The sequence below is a fragment of the Aquimarina sp. genome, from assembly GCF_977115655.1.
Genome location: NZ_CDSBKO010000028.1, coordinates 21669 through 36256 on the forward strand (window position 1 = coordinate 21669; position 14588 = coordinate 36256).

Here is a 14588-nt window from a genome sequence, read left to right on the forward strand (position 1 = left end):
AGATTTTTCGAATTACTAGCAAAAATAATGGTGCTAAGAAGGTTCTGTAATGATTTCTTCTTTTTTGCCAAAAGGTCTTGCTCCAAATATTTTCTCCAGATTATCTTTAAAAATAACTTCTTTTTCTAATAAAACTTCTGCCAGTTCGGTTAATTTATCTTTATTATGCTCTAATAAAGTAATTGCCCGTTGGTATTGTTCTTCAATTATGTTTGAAATTTCTTTATCGATCAATTCACTGGTTTGTTCACTATATGGTTTTGTAAAGTTATATTCACTTTGCCCCGAGGAATCATAATAAGTAAGGTTTCCTACTTTGTCATTAAGGCCATAAATAGTTACCATTGCCCTGGCTTGTTTGGTTACTTTTTCAAGATCACTTAGAGCTCCTGTAGAAATTTCATTAAAAATAACTTTTTCTGCTGCCCTGCCTCCTAATGCAGCACACATTTCATCCAGCATTTGATTTGGCCTAACGATTAGTCTTTCTTCGGGCAAATACCATGCGGCACCAAGAGATTGTCCTCTGGGCACGATAGTAACTTTTACTAATGGAGCGGCATGTTCCAGCATCCAACTTACAGTTGCATGACCGGCTTCGTGAAATGCAATTGCTCGTTTTTCTTCTGGGGTAATAATTTTGTTCTTTTTTTCAAGCCCTCCAACAATTCTGTCAACGGCATCCAGAAAGTCTTGTTTTCCTACTGCTTTATTTCCTTTTCTGGCTGCTATAAGGGCAGCTTCATTACATACATTAGCAATATCTGCTCCAGAAAACCCGGGGGTTTGTTTTGCCATAAATTCTGTATCCAGTTCATTTTCAACTTTCTTTAATGGTTTTAAATGAACATCAAATATTTCTTTACGTTCGCGAATATCTGGCAGATCTACATAAATTTGGCGGTCAAAACGACCGGCTCTGAGTAGTGCTTTGTCCAGTACGTCTGCTCTGTTGGTTGCGGCAATAACAATTACATTGGTGTTGGTGCCAAATCCATCCATTTCAGTCAATAACTGGTTTAGTGTATTTTCCCTTTCATCGTTAGATCCCGAAAAATTACTTTTTCCTCTGGCTCTACCTACAGCGTCAATTTCATCTATAAAAATAATAGCAGGGGATTTTTCTTTTGCTTGTTTAAAAAGATCCCTAACTCGTGATGCCCCAACTCCAACAAACATTTCTACAAAATCAGATCCTGATAATGAAAAGAAAGGTACTTTTGCTTCTCCTGCAACAGCCTTTGCTAGTAATGTTTTTCCAGTTCCCGGAGGTCCTACTAATAAAGCTCCTTTAGGTATTTTTCCTCCTAGAGATGTATATTTTTCTGGATTTTTCAAGAAGTCTACAATTTCTTGTACTTCTTCTTTAGCTCCTTCTAAACCTGCTACATTTTCAAAAGAAACTTTTACATCTGTATTTTGGTCAAAAAGTTTGGCTTTGGATTTTCCTATATTAAAAATTTGCCCTCCGGCTCCACCGCCAGATCCTCCGCTCATTCTGCGCATAATAAATATCCAGACTCCTATTATTAATGCAAAGGGTAACAAGGTTATGAAAATTTCTCCCCAAACATTACTCTCTGTATCGTAGCTTACTTGTGTATCCAGATTATTGTCTGTTTTTATAGTAGCAATTTTGTTTTCGAAGTTTTGTAAATCACCAAATTCAAATTGATAATCAGGGTCATTAGGGCTTGCTGGAAGTATAGATTTATTTTGATTTTTTTGATGTTTTTCTAAAGATTTAGCTTCTGTAGTAAGAAAAACCTTCGCTTGTCTGCGATTGACAATCACTACTTTTTCTACTTCTCCATTTTTTAAAAAATCCTGAAATTCTGACGGGGAAGTTACAGGGGCTGATCCTAGTCCGCTTCCTCCCATAAAATTTAATACTAAAAAACCAACAATGATAATAGCGTAAATCCAATACGCGCTAAATTTTGGCTTTTTATTTGGTTCTGTTTTCTTATTTTCTTTGGCCATTTACGGTTTTCTTTTAATAATTTGTTTTGATAACTGTAGTTTTTGCATCGCCCCAAAGTCCTTCTATATCATAGAATTCTCTTATGTGTTTCTGGAAGACATGTACTACAACATTTACATAATCAATCAATACCCATTCTGCATTTTCGCTTCCTTCCACATGCCATGGTTTGTCTTTAAGTTCTTTGCTTACCGTTTTCTGGATAGAATTAACAATTGCGTTTACTTGAGTATTAGAAGTTCCATTGCAGATTACAAAGTAGCTACATACTGTATTTTCGATATCTCTAAGATCCAAAATGTTAATATCATTACCTTTTACTTCTTCAATACCTTTTAATATTTGAGTAATTAATTGATCGTTACCAATTTCTTTTTTAGTCATGCATTTTTTTAATTTGTGTAAAGTTATTACTTTTTATGATTTTATGTCTCTATTAGTCGGACATTTGTAAAACTTTTACATCTTAATATATGCATATAATCAAAGTTGATGCCATTGACTCTACAAATACATTTCTTAGAAACCTTAATCGTGAAAAACGTTTAACCAATCCTGTGTGTGTTATTGCACGAGAACAATTAGCGGGCAAAGGACAAATAGGGTCGGTCTGGCAAAGCAATTCTGGAGAAAACCTTACGTGTAGTGTATTTATGCAGGTAAAGGATTTACAATTAATGGATCAGTTTTATCTTTCTGTCATTACATCATTAGCGGTTTATGATACTTTAAAAGACTTGATGATTCCTAAATTAGCTATTAAATGGCCTAACGACATTCTGTCAGGGACAAAAAAAATTTGTGGGATTTTGATTGAAAATGTAGTTAAAAATGGCAGTTTGCAAGGAGCTATAATAGGGATTGGTATTAATGTTAATCAAATTGTGTTTGATAATTTGCCTCAGGCGGGTTCTTTAAAGCATATTTTGGGAAAGAATTTGGATATTGAAGAAGTTCTGCATTTGTTGTTAGCTAGGCTCAAGAACAGGTTTTTGGCATTGCATAGTTCTAATTTTCCTAAATTGAAAGAGGAATATGAATCTGCTCTTTTTAGAAAAAATAAACCCTCTACATTTTTGGATGTAAAGGGAGAGTCTTTTGTTGGGATTATTCAAGCTGTTACCAATAAAGGTAAGCTTCAGGTCTTAATAGAAGACGATATTATTTCAGATTTTGATCTTAAAGAACTAAAATTACTCTATTAATACGGTATTATATAGTGATTTTTAATCTTTTATAAGGGATTTTGGCTTTTTTGAGGCTTGCCCCAAAACGGGGATATATTTTCAAAAAGCATACTTGGTGTGAGCTTCCCCAAGGTTGTTGATTATAGTTTTTCTATATTTTGACTAAGAGTGTTAATAAAGTTTTGGATAGGGTTTTTAATCATCATAGACATCATTGCGTTAAACTGTCCGTCAAAAGTAAGTTTTGTAGTACTTTTTCCATCTCCACAATCCACGATATCAGCTGTAAGTGTAAAAGGAAGTTTGTCGCTTGCTGCCCCTAACACTATTTGACTAGGGCTAGTGGTTTCTTTTTGATCCAAGACTAATTCTGGCATTCCTTTTAATTGAAAAAGAAACCTGGAATCACTTATTTTTTCAAATTTTTGTTTGCTCTCTGGCATGAGTTGCTCAAAATTTTCAACTTTGGTTAAAAATTCGAACACATCTTCTGCACTTTTATTTACGGTTACAGTAGGGCTTTCTAAGTTCATAATACTATTTAATAATTATAGGTTCCACTCGGCAGGATTAATTCTCCATTTTTGCAGGGTTTGCAGTTCTTCCTTTGTGATATAACCAGTATCCAGAGCCTGCTCCAGAAGGTTGTCATAATTGCTTAAGGTATGTAAGGATAATGCCGCATTTTTAAAATTTTGTGTGGCAATATCAAAGCCGTAATTAAATATAGCTACCATTCCCAAAACATTGGCATCCACCTCTCTTAATGCTTCTACAGCATTAAGGCTACTATTGCCTGTACTAATTAAATCCTCCACGACGATAACATTTTTACCAGTAGGGACAATACCTTCGATTTGGTTTTTTCTTCCATGTTTTTTTGCCTCGGGACGAACATAAATAAATGGCAGGTCTAATTGTTCTGCGACCAGCATTCCTATTCCGATAGCTCCTGTAGCTACTCCGGCAATTACATCGGGTATACCATATTCATTTTTTATGAAATCAGCAAGGTGCTTGCTCAAAAAATGGCGTATTTCGGTATACGAAAGAGTAATTCTGTTATCGCAATAGATAGGAGATTTCCATCCAGAAGCCCAGGTAAAAGGTTCTTGTGGTTCTAATTTAATTGCGTTAATTTGCAGAAGTAGTTCAGCAGTTTTTTTTGCTGTATTTTTATCAAAAATCATAGTTGCAAATGTATAAAGTTTTTGTGAATAATACTCCTATTATTCTTTCAACAAAAAAGTCTATCGAGGGTTATAAGATAATTCAGATTAAAGATGCTGATTTTCCATCTATTATAAGAGATATTTTAGCAAATAATACCAAGTATCATCTTTATCATAAAAAAGAAGATAGACTTATCGAGTATTTATATACAAAGCTACCAGTAGTTATTGCAGGAGGAGGAAAGGTGTATAATGCAAATAATGAAATTTTGTTTATCCGGCGTAATGGAAAATGGGATTTGCCAAAAGGTAAAGCCGAAAAAAATGAAGATATGGAAACTGCTGCTATACGAGAGGTTGAAGAAGAAACAGGGGTTACAGGATTAGAGATTACAAAATTTTTGTACAGAAGTTACCATGTGTTTAAAAGAAACGGAGAGTTTAGATTAAAGGTAACATATTGGTTTGAGATGAAAACAGGTTATGATGGAGAATTGGTGCCGCAAAAAAATGAAGGAATTACCAAAGTAAAATGGAAAGATAGAAAAAAAGCAAAAAAAGCGTTGATGGACTCTTATGCTAATATAACACAATTGTTTTCGTATGATTATTTGTCATAGTTTTATCATTTGATATAGAGGTGATCGATTCTGTGATTTTAAGAATGGTAATGATATGAAAAAAGTGTTTGTAATATTACTTTTAGCTGGTGTTTCTATTGTTTCTTGTGATAAGAAGGTAAAGGACAAGAGGATTACTGTTTCTGTAATCAAAGATTCAATCAACGAATATATTGGACCTAATTATTCGCATCATAAACAACTTTCAGATTACAAGTTTACTACAGAAAAACAATGGGATAGTTTAAACAGGGTTGATAATCATTTAAAATCGAAGCCAAAATATACTATCCATAATAATTACAAAACTTTTGGGTGGCATATTTTTTCCAGAGGGTCGGCCTATAAGAGTTATAATTTTTCATTGTTATGGGGTGTTTCTTATTTTTCATATATAGTAAATGCAAAGACGGGTAACTACGATAATATTCATCAATGGAAAACAACTGCGCTTGTGGATAGCGCAAAAGCTAACAATTGTAAAGTTTTTCTTACGATATCTAGTTTTGGGGCAAAAAAGAATGCTGTTTTTTTAAGAAACCCAAAGGCGCATAAAACCTTGGCAGATAGTTTATTGGCGTTATTGGATTTTAGAAAAGCAGATGGGATAAATATTGATTTTGAAGGGGTTTCTCCCAAAAACAAAAATGAGTTTAGTGATTTTATTGTTAAATTATCGGATAGGCTACATAGAAAAAACCCAAATTATCAAGTTTCTTTGGCTTTATATGCTGTAGATTACCATAATATATTTGATATAAAAAAAATAAATTCTTCGATAGATTTTTATACACTTATGGCGTATGACTATTATGGGGGATTTAGTAAGCATGCAGGTCCTGTATCTCCTTTAAAAGGAAGTAAAACATGGGGGGCACATAGCATAGAAACTTCTGTTGATTATTATTTAAAAGAAGGGGTTGCTCCAGATAAACTAATAGTAGGATTACCATATTATGGAGATAAATGGAGGACTGAAAACTCTTCAATACCAAGTAAAGCAGAGAAATTTCTTTCGCATGATACATATAGTGATATACAAGAATTAATATCCTTAAACAATTATGAAATAAATTTTGACACCATTAGTTCTACCAAATATGGTTTGTATGAAGAAAATGGTATAGTAAGACAATTATGGTTTGATGATAGTCTTTCTTTATCCTATAAATATGATTGGATTAAAAAGAAAAAATTATCCGGGGTAGGAATCTGGGCTTTGGGATACGATCATGGCGAAACAGAATTATGGGAGCTGTTGGCAAATAAATTTAGCAAAAAAGAGTAAGCCAGATATTTGGTTTTTATTTGATAACCCTGTATACAGGATATCGCATGTGTGCTTTTTCATAATTATAAGATTGTTTGTGTATCCAATCTAGTTGGGCATACCAATTATTGACAAATATTGAATCTTTTTTCTTTTCTTCAAAATTAGCTTTTAACTCCTCATTTTGAGCCAACAATTCAAAGGCTTTATCTTCCCATACATAAGGTGAGAAACCTTCTTTTTGCTGTAGGATGGTATCAAAAAAATTCCAGTTAAAAAATGAATCGGGAGCTTCAGGTTCTAAAGTTTCTATAAGATATCTAAATGCTTTTTGATCTGTGGAGACTATAATGTCTCCTTTTTTAAAATCTATTTTTTCAATACTCCTGTTAATCGAAGTTTGATAATGCATATAGTGTCCTTCAAAAGGGGTTTTAGATGTTTGATAATCCTTAATATGGTACACTTCCGCAGTAATGACAGAATCTTTTTCAAGGGTTTTAAATGCAACATTATTGATGGCCAATAAATCAATTACTCTAGACCATTCTTTTGGAATTATATAAGCTTTTGGCACTTTTATTTGAGTGGCAGGAGAGAAATAATTCCTGTAATTGATTTCTCGTGCATAGGGTTTATTTGGATAGTATTTTAATCGTTTGGCTCCGGTAATTTCACTATTTATAAATTTGCCTTCAAACCCTTTGAAAATAAATTTAGTAACCCGGGTAGTATCTGTTATCCATTGTACTGGATAGTTTTCTTGTTTTGTTTGGTTTTCAAAAGTTTTTTCTCGTACTAAACGAATTTTATTTCCATCTTTTTCGATGATATCCACCATAGATTTCATGAGTTCGTATGTTCCTTCTACTCTTTGCTTATAAGGTTTTAACATGTGGGTTTCAACCATCATGCCCAATGTGTTCCATAATGTAGTATATCCAGTAGAATATCTGGGGGAATCCATGAACTGGGTCCACCCATTATCAGGAGTTGTTCCCCAAACGTTTACGTATGGAGTGATGTCCCAGTTTTTAGCCTTAAGCAGGTTTTCTAATTGTGGGTGCATTTCCTCATGCAAATATTTTCCTAATTCACCTCCTAGTTTGTTATGCTGTGTAAACAAGTGGGTAAGCGTGTATTGATAATCGGCACCATTGCTAACATGGTTATCTATAAAAACATCAGGTTGTACCAGATGAAATATTTTAGCAAAGGTTTCTGCATTTTTTGTGTCACTTTTTATAAAATCCCTGTTCAAATCATAATTACGTGCATTTCCTCTAAACCCATACGATTTAGGGCCATTTTGATTAGTTCGCGTTCCGGAATTTCGGTTTAAAGCGCCCCCAATATTATATACTGGTATTGTTGTTAAAACTGTATTGTCTGGAGTTTTTATTTTGCCTTGGGCAAGATCTCTGAACAATAACATGGTAGCATCAATCCCGTCACTTTCTCCCGGATGAATCCCGTTATTGATAAAAAGAATACGTTTTTTGGATCTAATCACTTTGAAATCAAAAATGGCACCAGGATTATATGTAACTATATGCAATGGTTCTCCGCTATCGGTCATACCTGTTTCATTAATGCTGATTGATGGGTACGTTTGTGCCAGATTTTTATAATAGGTAATAACATCGGGATATGTTGGGGTTTCGGTTCCGTTACTTTTTTCAAAAGTTGTTATAAAATCAAAATCAGAAGCTTTTTGCTTTGGGGTATTACATGAAATAATACTTAGAAAAAAAAGGAGTAGGGTTGTTTTTTGCATTTGCACGATATATGAAAAGGATAAATATACTAAAGTTTTCAGGTTTTAAAATCTTATAGAATCATTTAGTGCGATTTTGTGGTATACGGCATAAGAAATTGATTTTACTTGCCAACCCATAAAATAACTGTACTTTTGCACCCTCAAATATCATAATTATGACTGAGTTTGTAAGAAAAATTATTCCGAATGCAAAAGATGATGTATTGGCAGGGATTACAGTGTCATTAGCGATGATACCCGAAGTAGTGGCTTTTGCTTTTGTAGCTCAAATAGACCCTTTGGTGGCATTATCAGGAGCCTTTATTATAGGATTGATAACAGCAATTTTTGGAGGCAGACCAGGATTGATCTCCGGGGCGGCAGGTGCAGTAGCAGTTATTTTTGTACATCTTATATCAGAAGGGCATGCCAAAGGGATGGCTTTTGATGTTCCTGTAGAAAACATGGGATATTATTATCTGTTAGGGACAGTAATGCTAATGGGGATTATACAAGTAGGGGCAGGAATATTAAAGTTAGGGCGTTTTGTACGTTTGATACCACATTCTGTAATGATGGGGTTTGTAAATGGCCTTGCTATTGTGATTTTTATCGCACAGGTAAAGATGTTTTCCCATAAAAAATTAGAAACAGGTATTGACGGGGTGAAAAAGTATATAAATATACCTATGGAAGGCGCTGAGTTGTATACTACAATCGGTTTTGTTTTACTCACGATGGGGATCGTTTGGTTAGTACCAAAGATAACAACCAAAATACCTGCTGCATTAACCGCAATATTAGTAACAACAACTGTTGTTATTTTTGGTAAATTCAACATAAGTACTGTAGGTTCTTATATTAGAGAAGGAGGGGGGGCTGGATTATCTGGTGAGTTCCCGACACCAAATATGGAATTTTGGCAGTATATACCTTTTACATTAGATACACTTACTTTTATATTACCATACGCTTTTTTAGCGGCCTCGGTAGGGTTAATTGAATCATTGATGACGATGAATTTGGTAGACGAGCTTACAGAAACCAGGGGTAATGGTAACCGCGAATGTGTAGCTCAGGGAGCCGGAAATATTTTGAGTGGATTATTTGGTGGTACAGGAGGATGTGGTATGATAGGGCAAACTGTAATAAATATTAATGCGGGAGGTAGAGGAAGATTGTCTGGCGTAATGATGGCATTAACATTGTTAACATTTTTATTATTTGCAGATCAGTATATAGAGCAAGTACCTATTGCAGCACTGGTAGGAGTAATGGTTATGATGGTGATAGAAACATTTGCATGGTCTAGTTTTCGTATTCTTAGAAAAATACCTAAAGCAGATGCAGCTGTATTGATTATCGTTTCTGCGGTAACGGTTATTTATGATCTGGCAATTGCTGTTTTTGTAGGAGTTATTATTTCGGCATTGGTTTTTGCCTGGGAAAATGCAAAGCGAATACGTGCCCGTAAACATATAAAAGAAGATGGTACCAAAGTATATGAAATTTGGGGACCATTGTTTTTTGGATCAATACAAGATTTTAACAACAAGTTTGATGTTAAAAATGATCCTGAGTTTATTGAAATTGATTTTATGGAATCCCGTGTGTCTGATCATTCTGCACTAGAAGCAATATTTGCATTAGTAGGAAAATATCAGGACGCAGGCAAAAAAATTAAAATAAAACACCTTAGTGATGAGTGTAAGGTATTAATGATTAAAGCTTCTCCAAAATTAGCTGGTGTAATAGAACATGGTATTGATGATCCAAGATATCATGTTATGGCAAAAGCGATGAAGTAAATAGAGATGATAGAGTATCTTATTCTTTTGAGCTATAGATAAAAGTCCTTTTTTAAGAAGGTTTAATCCCTTATTGAGGATTTAATTCCCAGAGGATTGCCATCAAAAAACATAATATACTTTTGAAAGCATAACATTGGTAATGTTAATTTAATTTTGAAATCGTGCGTATAGAAATTATAATCCGGGCAATGTCGTTAAGTTAAGTTGTATCTTTTTGAGGATTAAATATAACTAAATTAATATGAAATGGCATAAAAGATTTATAAAGGAAAGATTAATGTTATTTTATGTTGATTTAGCTATATCTGTAAAAGCAAAATATTCCTTTACTTCCATCATGGATTCCAGCCTTTGGTTTATCCTAAACTTGTTGAAGGGCTGGAATGACAAGCAAAAAGCATTGTGTTTTGGTTGTTTTGTCATTCCGGCAATTTGTCATCTCGTTGAAGAACAGGACTGTGTCTGCTATTAATAAACTATAAATCAATAGTTTAGTTTTTGGCTTAACGACATTGATAATCCAGGTTAAACTTATTTTTTAATTGCTCAAGGCAAAAGCTTGTGCCAGACCTGATTTGGTATCAAGTATACTTGTGCAGAGCTAAGCCGAAGTTATTGTTATGGTTAATTATAGGGGGAAAGACAATTTTATTGCACTAAATTCAAAGTTAAAATAGCATAAACAATGTATTTTTGTTTCTAATATAAAAACAGAATTAATTAAAAAGAGGTTTATAATTAAAAAAACTATAAACCTCTTTATTCTTGTTAGATAAGTAACTAGTATGCTGTTTCTGTATTACTTAGTTTATTTACTGGCCTTAATTTCAACTTTACTGTCTATATAAATATTAGCACCGGTTTGTTTTTCTATTTCAAAACTATAAGAGCTGGTAGCAGTATCAAATTGTTTAGAATAGTTATTGGTAATATCATTTTTTGCAGTACCATAGCTAAAACTTAATTCGCACATTTCATATCCTGCATTTACATGATATTCTATTTTTAAAGTGGTATCACTTACAGATGCAATATTAATACGACCGACTTCTTCACTATTAGTGGTGTCACATCCGTCAAGATTTGTAATTATATCAATGTTAAATCCATCAGGACCTTTGGAATCAATAAAAGTGTAGGCTAAGAAAGTATAGAAAACATTATCCTCGCAAAAACCACATTGTTCATGATATCCGTATGCAGAAGTACAAGCAACCTCACATTTTTGTTTACAATATTCAAAAGATCTTACCCACTCTCCGTAATAATAACAATTAGAATAGTATGAATAGCTGTATCCTTGAGTTAAGTCTTTATTGTATGCAAAAGCAGAATAATAGCAACCACTATCCTTATTGTATATTTTAGAATAAGCTATTATTTCGAAACAATCCAAATCTATTGAAGATAATGGGATTACATAAGTAGCTTTGTCCATTCCGCCATAGTAATAAGGGAAAGCTTTATAGTTAAATTTACTAAGATTAGGAAAACCGTTAGAGTAAAAAGGGATATTTCCTTTTGCTCCTATATAAAGATATACTTTCTTCATAAGGTTACGGTCATTGGTCTCAAAATTTAGATATAGATTTTCATCGTCATTAGATACAGTAACATTACCAACTTGTAGTTTTCTGGAACCTACCAATAAAGGCATAGTTGTAGTGTTACCACAAGCTTCAATATCAACATCTGATGGTGTAAGCAAAGTATAATTGCAGTGTCTGTATGTTTTTGAGCTATTTGTAGCCGTAGCAGGAGCTTCGTCTTCTCCTTCTAATTCTTCATCTTTTAAGCCTTCAGATCCATCGTTTTTAATAAAATCAGGTTCAATATTAGTCTTTTCAGACTCCAAAATGATCTCATTTTCAACAATTTCATTTTCTTCTTTACTACAAGAAGCAAAAATTAAAAATAATGCAATAAAAGAATACCCCAATAAGTACTTTTTTTTCATAATAAGCGATTTTGATTAATTTGTAATATGTTAATAACAGGAACAAAGTTAATAAGAATTAATGATTTTTCTTATTAATGAAACAAATAAAGTTTAATGTATCATATTGATAATCAGTTAAATGAGATTATTCCTACAGTTTGTTTTTTGTTTAGTGACGAAAAGCAAATAAAACTGTTAAAAGTAAGGTGATTGCAGTTTTATTAGGAGGGGATTTTATACAAGAAAAGAAGGAATTTTCTTCAATTTAAAAGAGAGATAATAATATAATTACAAAAACAGTATTCGATTAGAAATAAAAGTATTGTTTTTTTGTTAAATGTTCTGGGTTCTCTATAATAATTATGATGTATATTTCGGTTTTAAAATAGAACCATAAGTAAATGAATATTCCTTTTGAACCTGTTTTTTTTGGCTATAAAATAAATGTTCATTTAATTTTAGAATATGCTGCTTTTTTTATAGGATTTAGATACTATATATATCTTAAAAAACAGGTACAGGATCATATTTCTTCGGCAAACAGACTTTCTATAATTATAGGAGCAATATTTGGGGCATTTTTTGGTTCCCGTATTATTGGTTTTTTAGAAACCCCAGTATTTTATTATACTCCACAGTATATAATTCAACTATTAAATACAAAAACGATAATGGGCGGGCTTTTTGGTGGTTTGCTTGGGGTAGAATTAGCTAAAAAAATAATTGGCGAAAAAAAATCTTCGGGGGATTTATTTACGTTTCCGATCATATTGGGAATAATTATAGGAAGAATTGGCTGTTTTTTGGCAGGAATTACCGAGTTTACTTATGGCAAGCCAACCTCGTCTGTTTTAGGAATGGATCTGGGTGATGGGATTCTAAGGTATCCAATAGCTTTATTTGAAGTTTTTTTTCTGATAATTTTATGGGTTGTTTTAAGGCGAATTCAATCTGGATCTAAACCAGAAAGCGGAGTGCTATTTAAATATTTCATGATTTTTTATTTTTTATTTCGATTTTGTATCGAGTTTTTAAAACCAAATACTTTTTTAATTTTAGGTCTTAGCAGCATTCAATATTTATGTATATTATGCTTGGCTTATTATAATAAAACCATTAGATCACTACTATATGCCCGTTAGAGATTATACGTATTACGATTTTACATTGAGTTTGTGTCCTGCTTGTCTGAAAAGAATTGATGCCAAAATTGTTTTTGAAGAGGACAAAGTGTTTATGCTAAAACGTTGCCCAGAGCATGGCAGGTCTAAAATTTTGATTGCCGATGATATAGAGTATTATAAAAATATCAGAAACTACAATAAACCATCAGAGTTTCCTTATAAATTTAATACAGCTACCGATTATGGTTGCCCTTATGACTGTGGATTATGCCCGGATCATGAACAACATTCTTGTTTAACTATTATAGAAGTAACAGACAGATGTAATTTAACATGTCCTACCTGTTACGCATCCTCATCTCCTCATTATGGCAGACATCGATCTTTAGAGGAAATAAAAAAGATGTTGGATACGATTGTAGAAAATGAAAAAGAACCTGATGTTGTTCAAATAAGCGGAGGAGAACCTACTATACATCCTCTGTTTTTTGAAATTTTGGACTATGCCAAACAATTGCCAATTCGGCATCTTATGATAAATACCAACGGTATTCGTATTGCAAAAGACAGTAAATTTACCAAGAGATTGGCGGGATATATGCCGGATTTTGAGGTTTATTTACAGTTTGATGCCCTAGATACAGAAGTTCTTAAAAAATTACGAGGCGAGGATCTTACAGAGGTTAGAAAACAAGCAATTAAAAACCTAAATGATGTAAACCTGTCTACCACTTTGGTGGTTACTTTAGAAAAAGGGTTAAACGATCATTTAATAGGAGATATATTAACTTTTGCCACAAAGCAAAAATGTGTTAGAGGGGTGACGTTTCAACCTACTCAAATAGCAGGAAGGCTTGAAGGTTTTGATACACAAACCAACAGGATAACATTAACAGAGGTAAGAAGAAAAATATTGGAACAATTTCCTGTTTTTGAATCTGATGATCTTATTCCTGTTCCTTGTAATCCTGATGCTTTGGTAATGGGATATGCATTAAAAAATGAAGAAGGGATTTTACCCCTGACAAGATATATAAACCCGGCAGATCTTTTGGATAATGGTAAAAACACTATTGTGTATGAACAAGATCAAGAGCTGCATGGTAAAGTTTTAGAGTTGTTTAGTACAGGAAATTCTGTAGAAACAGCCTCAGAAAACTTAAAATCTATTATGTGCTGTTTACCAGAGATAGATGCGCCGGATTTGGGGTATGATAACCTGTTCAGGATTATAGTTATGCAATTTATAGATGCTTATAATTTTGATGTACGGGCAATCAAAAAATCCTGTGTGCATATCGTAAATAAGGATTACAAAATAATCCCTTTTGAAACGATGAACTTATTTTATAGAGATGACAAAAAAGAATATCTGGAACAATTAAGAAAAGAAATAATATGATTACCAATACCATTTTTTTGGAAGTAGGAAACCTTGACGGATTAGTTTATTTTCTCCTTTTGATTCTTTTAGGGCCTCCGGTTTTTCTAGCTATAGTTGGCCTTATATTATTTAAAACAAAATATCGCAAGGCAGGAAAAATTTTCTTTATTCTTTCTGGAGTGTACTTGGTAGTAGGATTAGGGATCTGCGGAGCAATGATGGTTGGTTTTTAATGGTGTGGGGGCAAATTGTTTACAATACGCATTTTCAAAAATAATATCCTTGGTTAATAGGGTTGTTATAAGGTCAAAATGGGATTAAGCCTTTTTTTTGAGGAA

13 protein-coding genes are annotated in these 14588 nt (G+C 33.1%); 7 read left to right on the forward strand and 6 right to left on the reverse strand.

Features of this window, described 5'->3' with window-relative positions; all coding sequences use genetic code 11:
• Positions 1 to 33: 33 nt before the first annotated feature.
• Positions 34 to 1983 (reverse strand): ATP-dependent zinc metalloprotease FtsH, encoded by a 1950-nt coding sequence (gene ftsH, locus ACZIYX_RS12860; RefSeq protein WP_462682650.1) that lies wholly within the window; start codon positions 1981 to 1983, stop codon positions 34 to 36.
• 13 nt (positions 1984 to 1996) lie between these two features.
• The gene (rsfS, locus tag ACZIYX_RS12865; protein ID WP_462682651.1) at positions 1997 to 2368 is read right to left on the reverse strand and encodes a ribosome silencing factor; all 372 of its coding nucleotides are present in this window, start codon (positions 2366 to 2368) and stop codon (positions 1997 to 1999) included.
• Positions 2369 to 2457: 89 nt separating this feature from the next.
• On the opposite strand from rsfS, the gene ACZIYX_RS12870 reads away from it, so the two are divergent.
• Positions 2458 to 3189 carry a biotin--[acetyl-CoA-carboxylase] ligase gene (locus tag ACZIYX_RS12870; protein ID WP_462682652.1) on the forward strand — a complete coding sequence of 244 codons (732 nt, stop codon included), beginning with the start codon at positions 2458 to 2460 and terminating at the stop codon, positions 3187 to 3189.
• Between the two features lie 122 nt (positions 3190 to 3311).
• On the opposite strand, the gene ACZIYX_RS12875 is transcribed toward ACZIYX_RS12870, so the two are convergent.
• Both ACZIYX_RS12875 and pyrE read right to left on the reverse strand, forming a co-directional pair.
• Positions 3312 to 3704, reverse strand: a complete 393-nt coding sequence (locus ACZIYX_RS12875; protein ID WP_462682653.1) for an SRPBCC family protein — start codon at positions 3702 to 3704, stop codon at positions 3312 to 3314.
• 15 nt (positions 3705 to 3719) lie between these two features.
• On the reverse strand, positions 3720 to 4361 hold the full coding sequence (gene pyrE, locus ACZIYX_RS12880) for an orotate phosphoribosyltransferase (protein ID WP_462682654.1): 642 nt from the start codon (positions 4359 to 4361) through the stop codon (positions 3720 to 3722).
• A gap of 8 nt (positions 4362 to 4369) precedes the next feature.
• Here pyrE and ACZIYX_RS12885 point away from each other — a divergent pair, with 8 nt between their 5' ends.
• On the forward strand, positions 4370 to 4963 hold the full coding sequence (locus ACZIYX_RS12885; RefSeq protein ID WP_462682655.1) for an NUDIX hydrolase: 594 nt from the start codon (positions 4370 to 4372) through the stop codon (positions 4961 to 4963).
• 55 nt (positions 4964 to 5018) lie between these two features.
• Positions 5019 to 6251, forward strand: coding sequence for a glycosyl hydrolase family 18 protein (locus tag ACZIYX_RS12890; protein WP_462682656.1), 1233 nt, complete (start codon positions 5019 to 5021; stop codon positions 6249 to 6251).
• 16 nt (positions 6252 to 6267) lie between these two features.
• On the opposite strand, the gene ACZIYX_RS12895 is transcribed toward ACZIYX_RS12890, so the two are convergent.
• Positions 6268 to 8010 (reverse strand): M14 family metallopeptidase, encoded by a 1743-nt coding sequence (locus ACZIYX_RS12895; RefSeq protein ID WP_462682657.1) that lies wholly within the window; start codon positions 8008 to 8010, stop codon positions 6268 to 6270.
• A 158-nt stretch (positions 8011 to 8168) separates the two neighbouring features.
• Here ACZIYX_RS12895 and ACZIYX_RS12900 point away from each other — a divergent pair, with 158 nt between their 5' ends.
• Positions 8169 to 9800 (forward strand): SulP family inorganic anion transporter, encoded by a 1632-nt coding sequence (locus ACZIYX_RS12900; protein WP_462682658.1) that lies wholly within the window; start codon positions 8169 to 8171, stop codon positions 9798 to 9800.
• 811 nt (positions 9801 to 10611) lie between these two features.
• Here ACZIYX_RS12900 and ACZIYX_RS12905 read toward each other — a convergent pair.
• Positions 10612 to 11760 carry a hypothetical protein gene (locus tag ACZIYX_RS12905; protein ID WP_462682659.1) on the reverse strand — a complete coding sequence of 383 codons (1149 nt, stop codon included), beginning with the start codon at positions 11758 to 11760 and terminating at the stop codon, positions 10612 to 10614.
• Between the two features lie 383 nt (positions 11761 to 12143).
• Here ACZIYX_RS12905 and ACZIYX_RS12910 point away from each other — a divergent pair, with 383 nt between their 5' ends.
• The 3 genes from ACZIYX_RS12910 to ACZIYX_RS12920 are packed head-to-tail and all read left to right on the forward strand — an operon-like array spanning position 12144 to position 14483.
• Positions 12144 to 12884 carry a prolipoprotein diacylglyceryl transferase family protein gene (locus ACZIYX_RS12910; RefSeq protein WP_462682660.1) on the forward strand — a complete coding sequence of 247 codons (741 nt, stop codon included), beginning with the start codon at positions 12144 to 12146 and terminating at the stop codon, positions 12882 to 12884.
• Positions 12874 to 14268 carry a radical SAM protein gene (locus ACZIYX_RS12915; protein WP_462682661.1) on the forward strand — a complete coding sequence of 465 codons (1395 nt, stop codon included), beginning with the start codon at positions 12874 to 12876 and terminating at the stop codon, positions 14266 to 14268. The genes ACZIYX_RS12910 and ACZIYX_RS12915 overlap by 11 nt, the downstream gene beginning before the upstream one ends.
• Positions 14265 to 14483: a hypothetical protein gene (locus ACZIYX_RS12920; protein WP_462682662.1), complete on the forward strand. Its 219-nt coding sequence runs from the start codon at positions 14265 to 14267 to the stop codon at positions 14481 to 14483. Before ACZIYX_RS12915 ends, ACZIYX_RS12920 begins: the two co-directional genes overlap by 4 nt.
• Positions 14484 to 14588: the final 105 nt, after the last annotated feature.

Coding starts and splice junctions, on each gene's coding strand:
- ACZIYX_RS12920 (WP_462682662.1), top strand. CDS start 14,265: ATGATTACCAATACCATTTTTTTGGAAGTAGGAAACCTTGACGGATTA.
- rsfS (WP_462682651.1), bottom strand. CDS start 2,368: ATGACTAAAAAAGAAATTGGTAACGATCAATTAATTACTCAAATATTA.
- ACZIYX_RS12915 (WP_462682661.1), top strand. CDS start 12,874: ATGCCCGTTAGAGATTATACGTATTACGATTTTACATTGAGTTTGTGT.
- ACZIYX_RS12875 (WP_462682653.1), bottom strand. CDS start 3,704: ATGAACTTAGAAAGCCCTACTGTAACCGTAAATAAAAGTGCAGAAGAT.
- pyrE (WP_462682654.1), bottom strand. CDS start 4,361: ATGATTTTTGATAAAAATACAGCAAAAAAAACTGCTGAACTACTTCTG.
- ACZIYX_RS12870 (WP_462682652.1), top strand. CDS start 2,458: ATGCATATAATCAAAGTTGATGCCATTGACTCTACAAATACATTTCTT.
- ftsH (WP_462682650.1), bottom strand. CDS start 1,983: ATGGCCAAAGAAAATAAGAAAACAGAACCAAATAAAAAGCCAAAATTT.
- ACZIYX_RS12910 (WP_462682660.1), top strand. CDS start 12,144: ATGAATATTCCTTTTGAACCTGTTTTTTTTGGCTATAAAATAAATGTT.
- ACZIYX_RS12890 (WP_462682656.1), top strand. CDS start 5,019: ATGAAAAAAGTGTTTGTAATATTACTTTTAGCTGGTGTTTCTATTGTT.
- ACZIYX_RS12900 (WP_462682658.1), top strand. CDS start 8,169: ATGACTGAGTTTGTAAGAAAAATTATTCCGAATGCAAAAGATGATGTA.
- ACZIYX_RS12905 (WP_462682659.1), bottom strand. CDS start 11,760: ATGAAAAAAAAGTACTTATTGGGGTATTCTTTTATTGCATTATTTTTA.
- ACZIYX_RS12895 (WP_462682657.1), bottom strand. CDS start 8,010: ATGCAAAAAACAACCCTACTCCTTTTTTTTCTAAGTATTATTTCATGT.
- ACZIYX_RS12885 (WP_462682655.1), top strand. CDS start 4,370: ATGTATAAAGTTTTTGTGAATAATACTCCTATTATTCTTTCAACAAAA.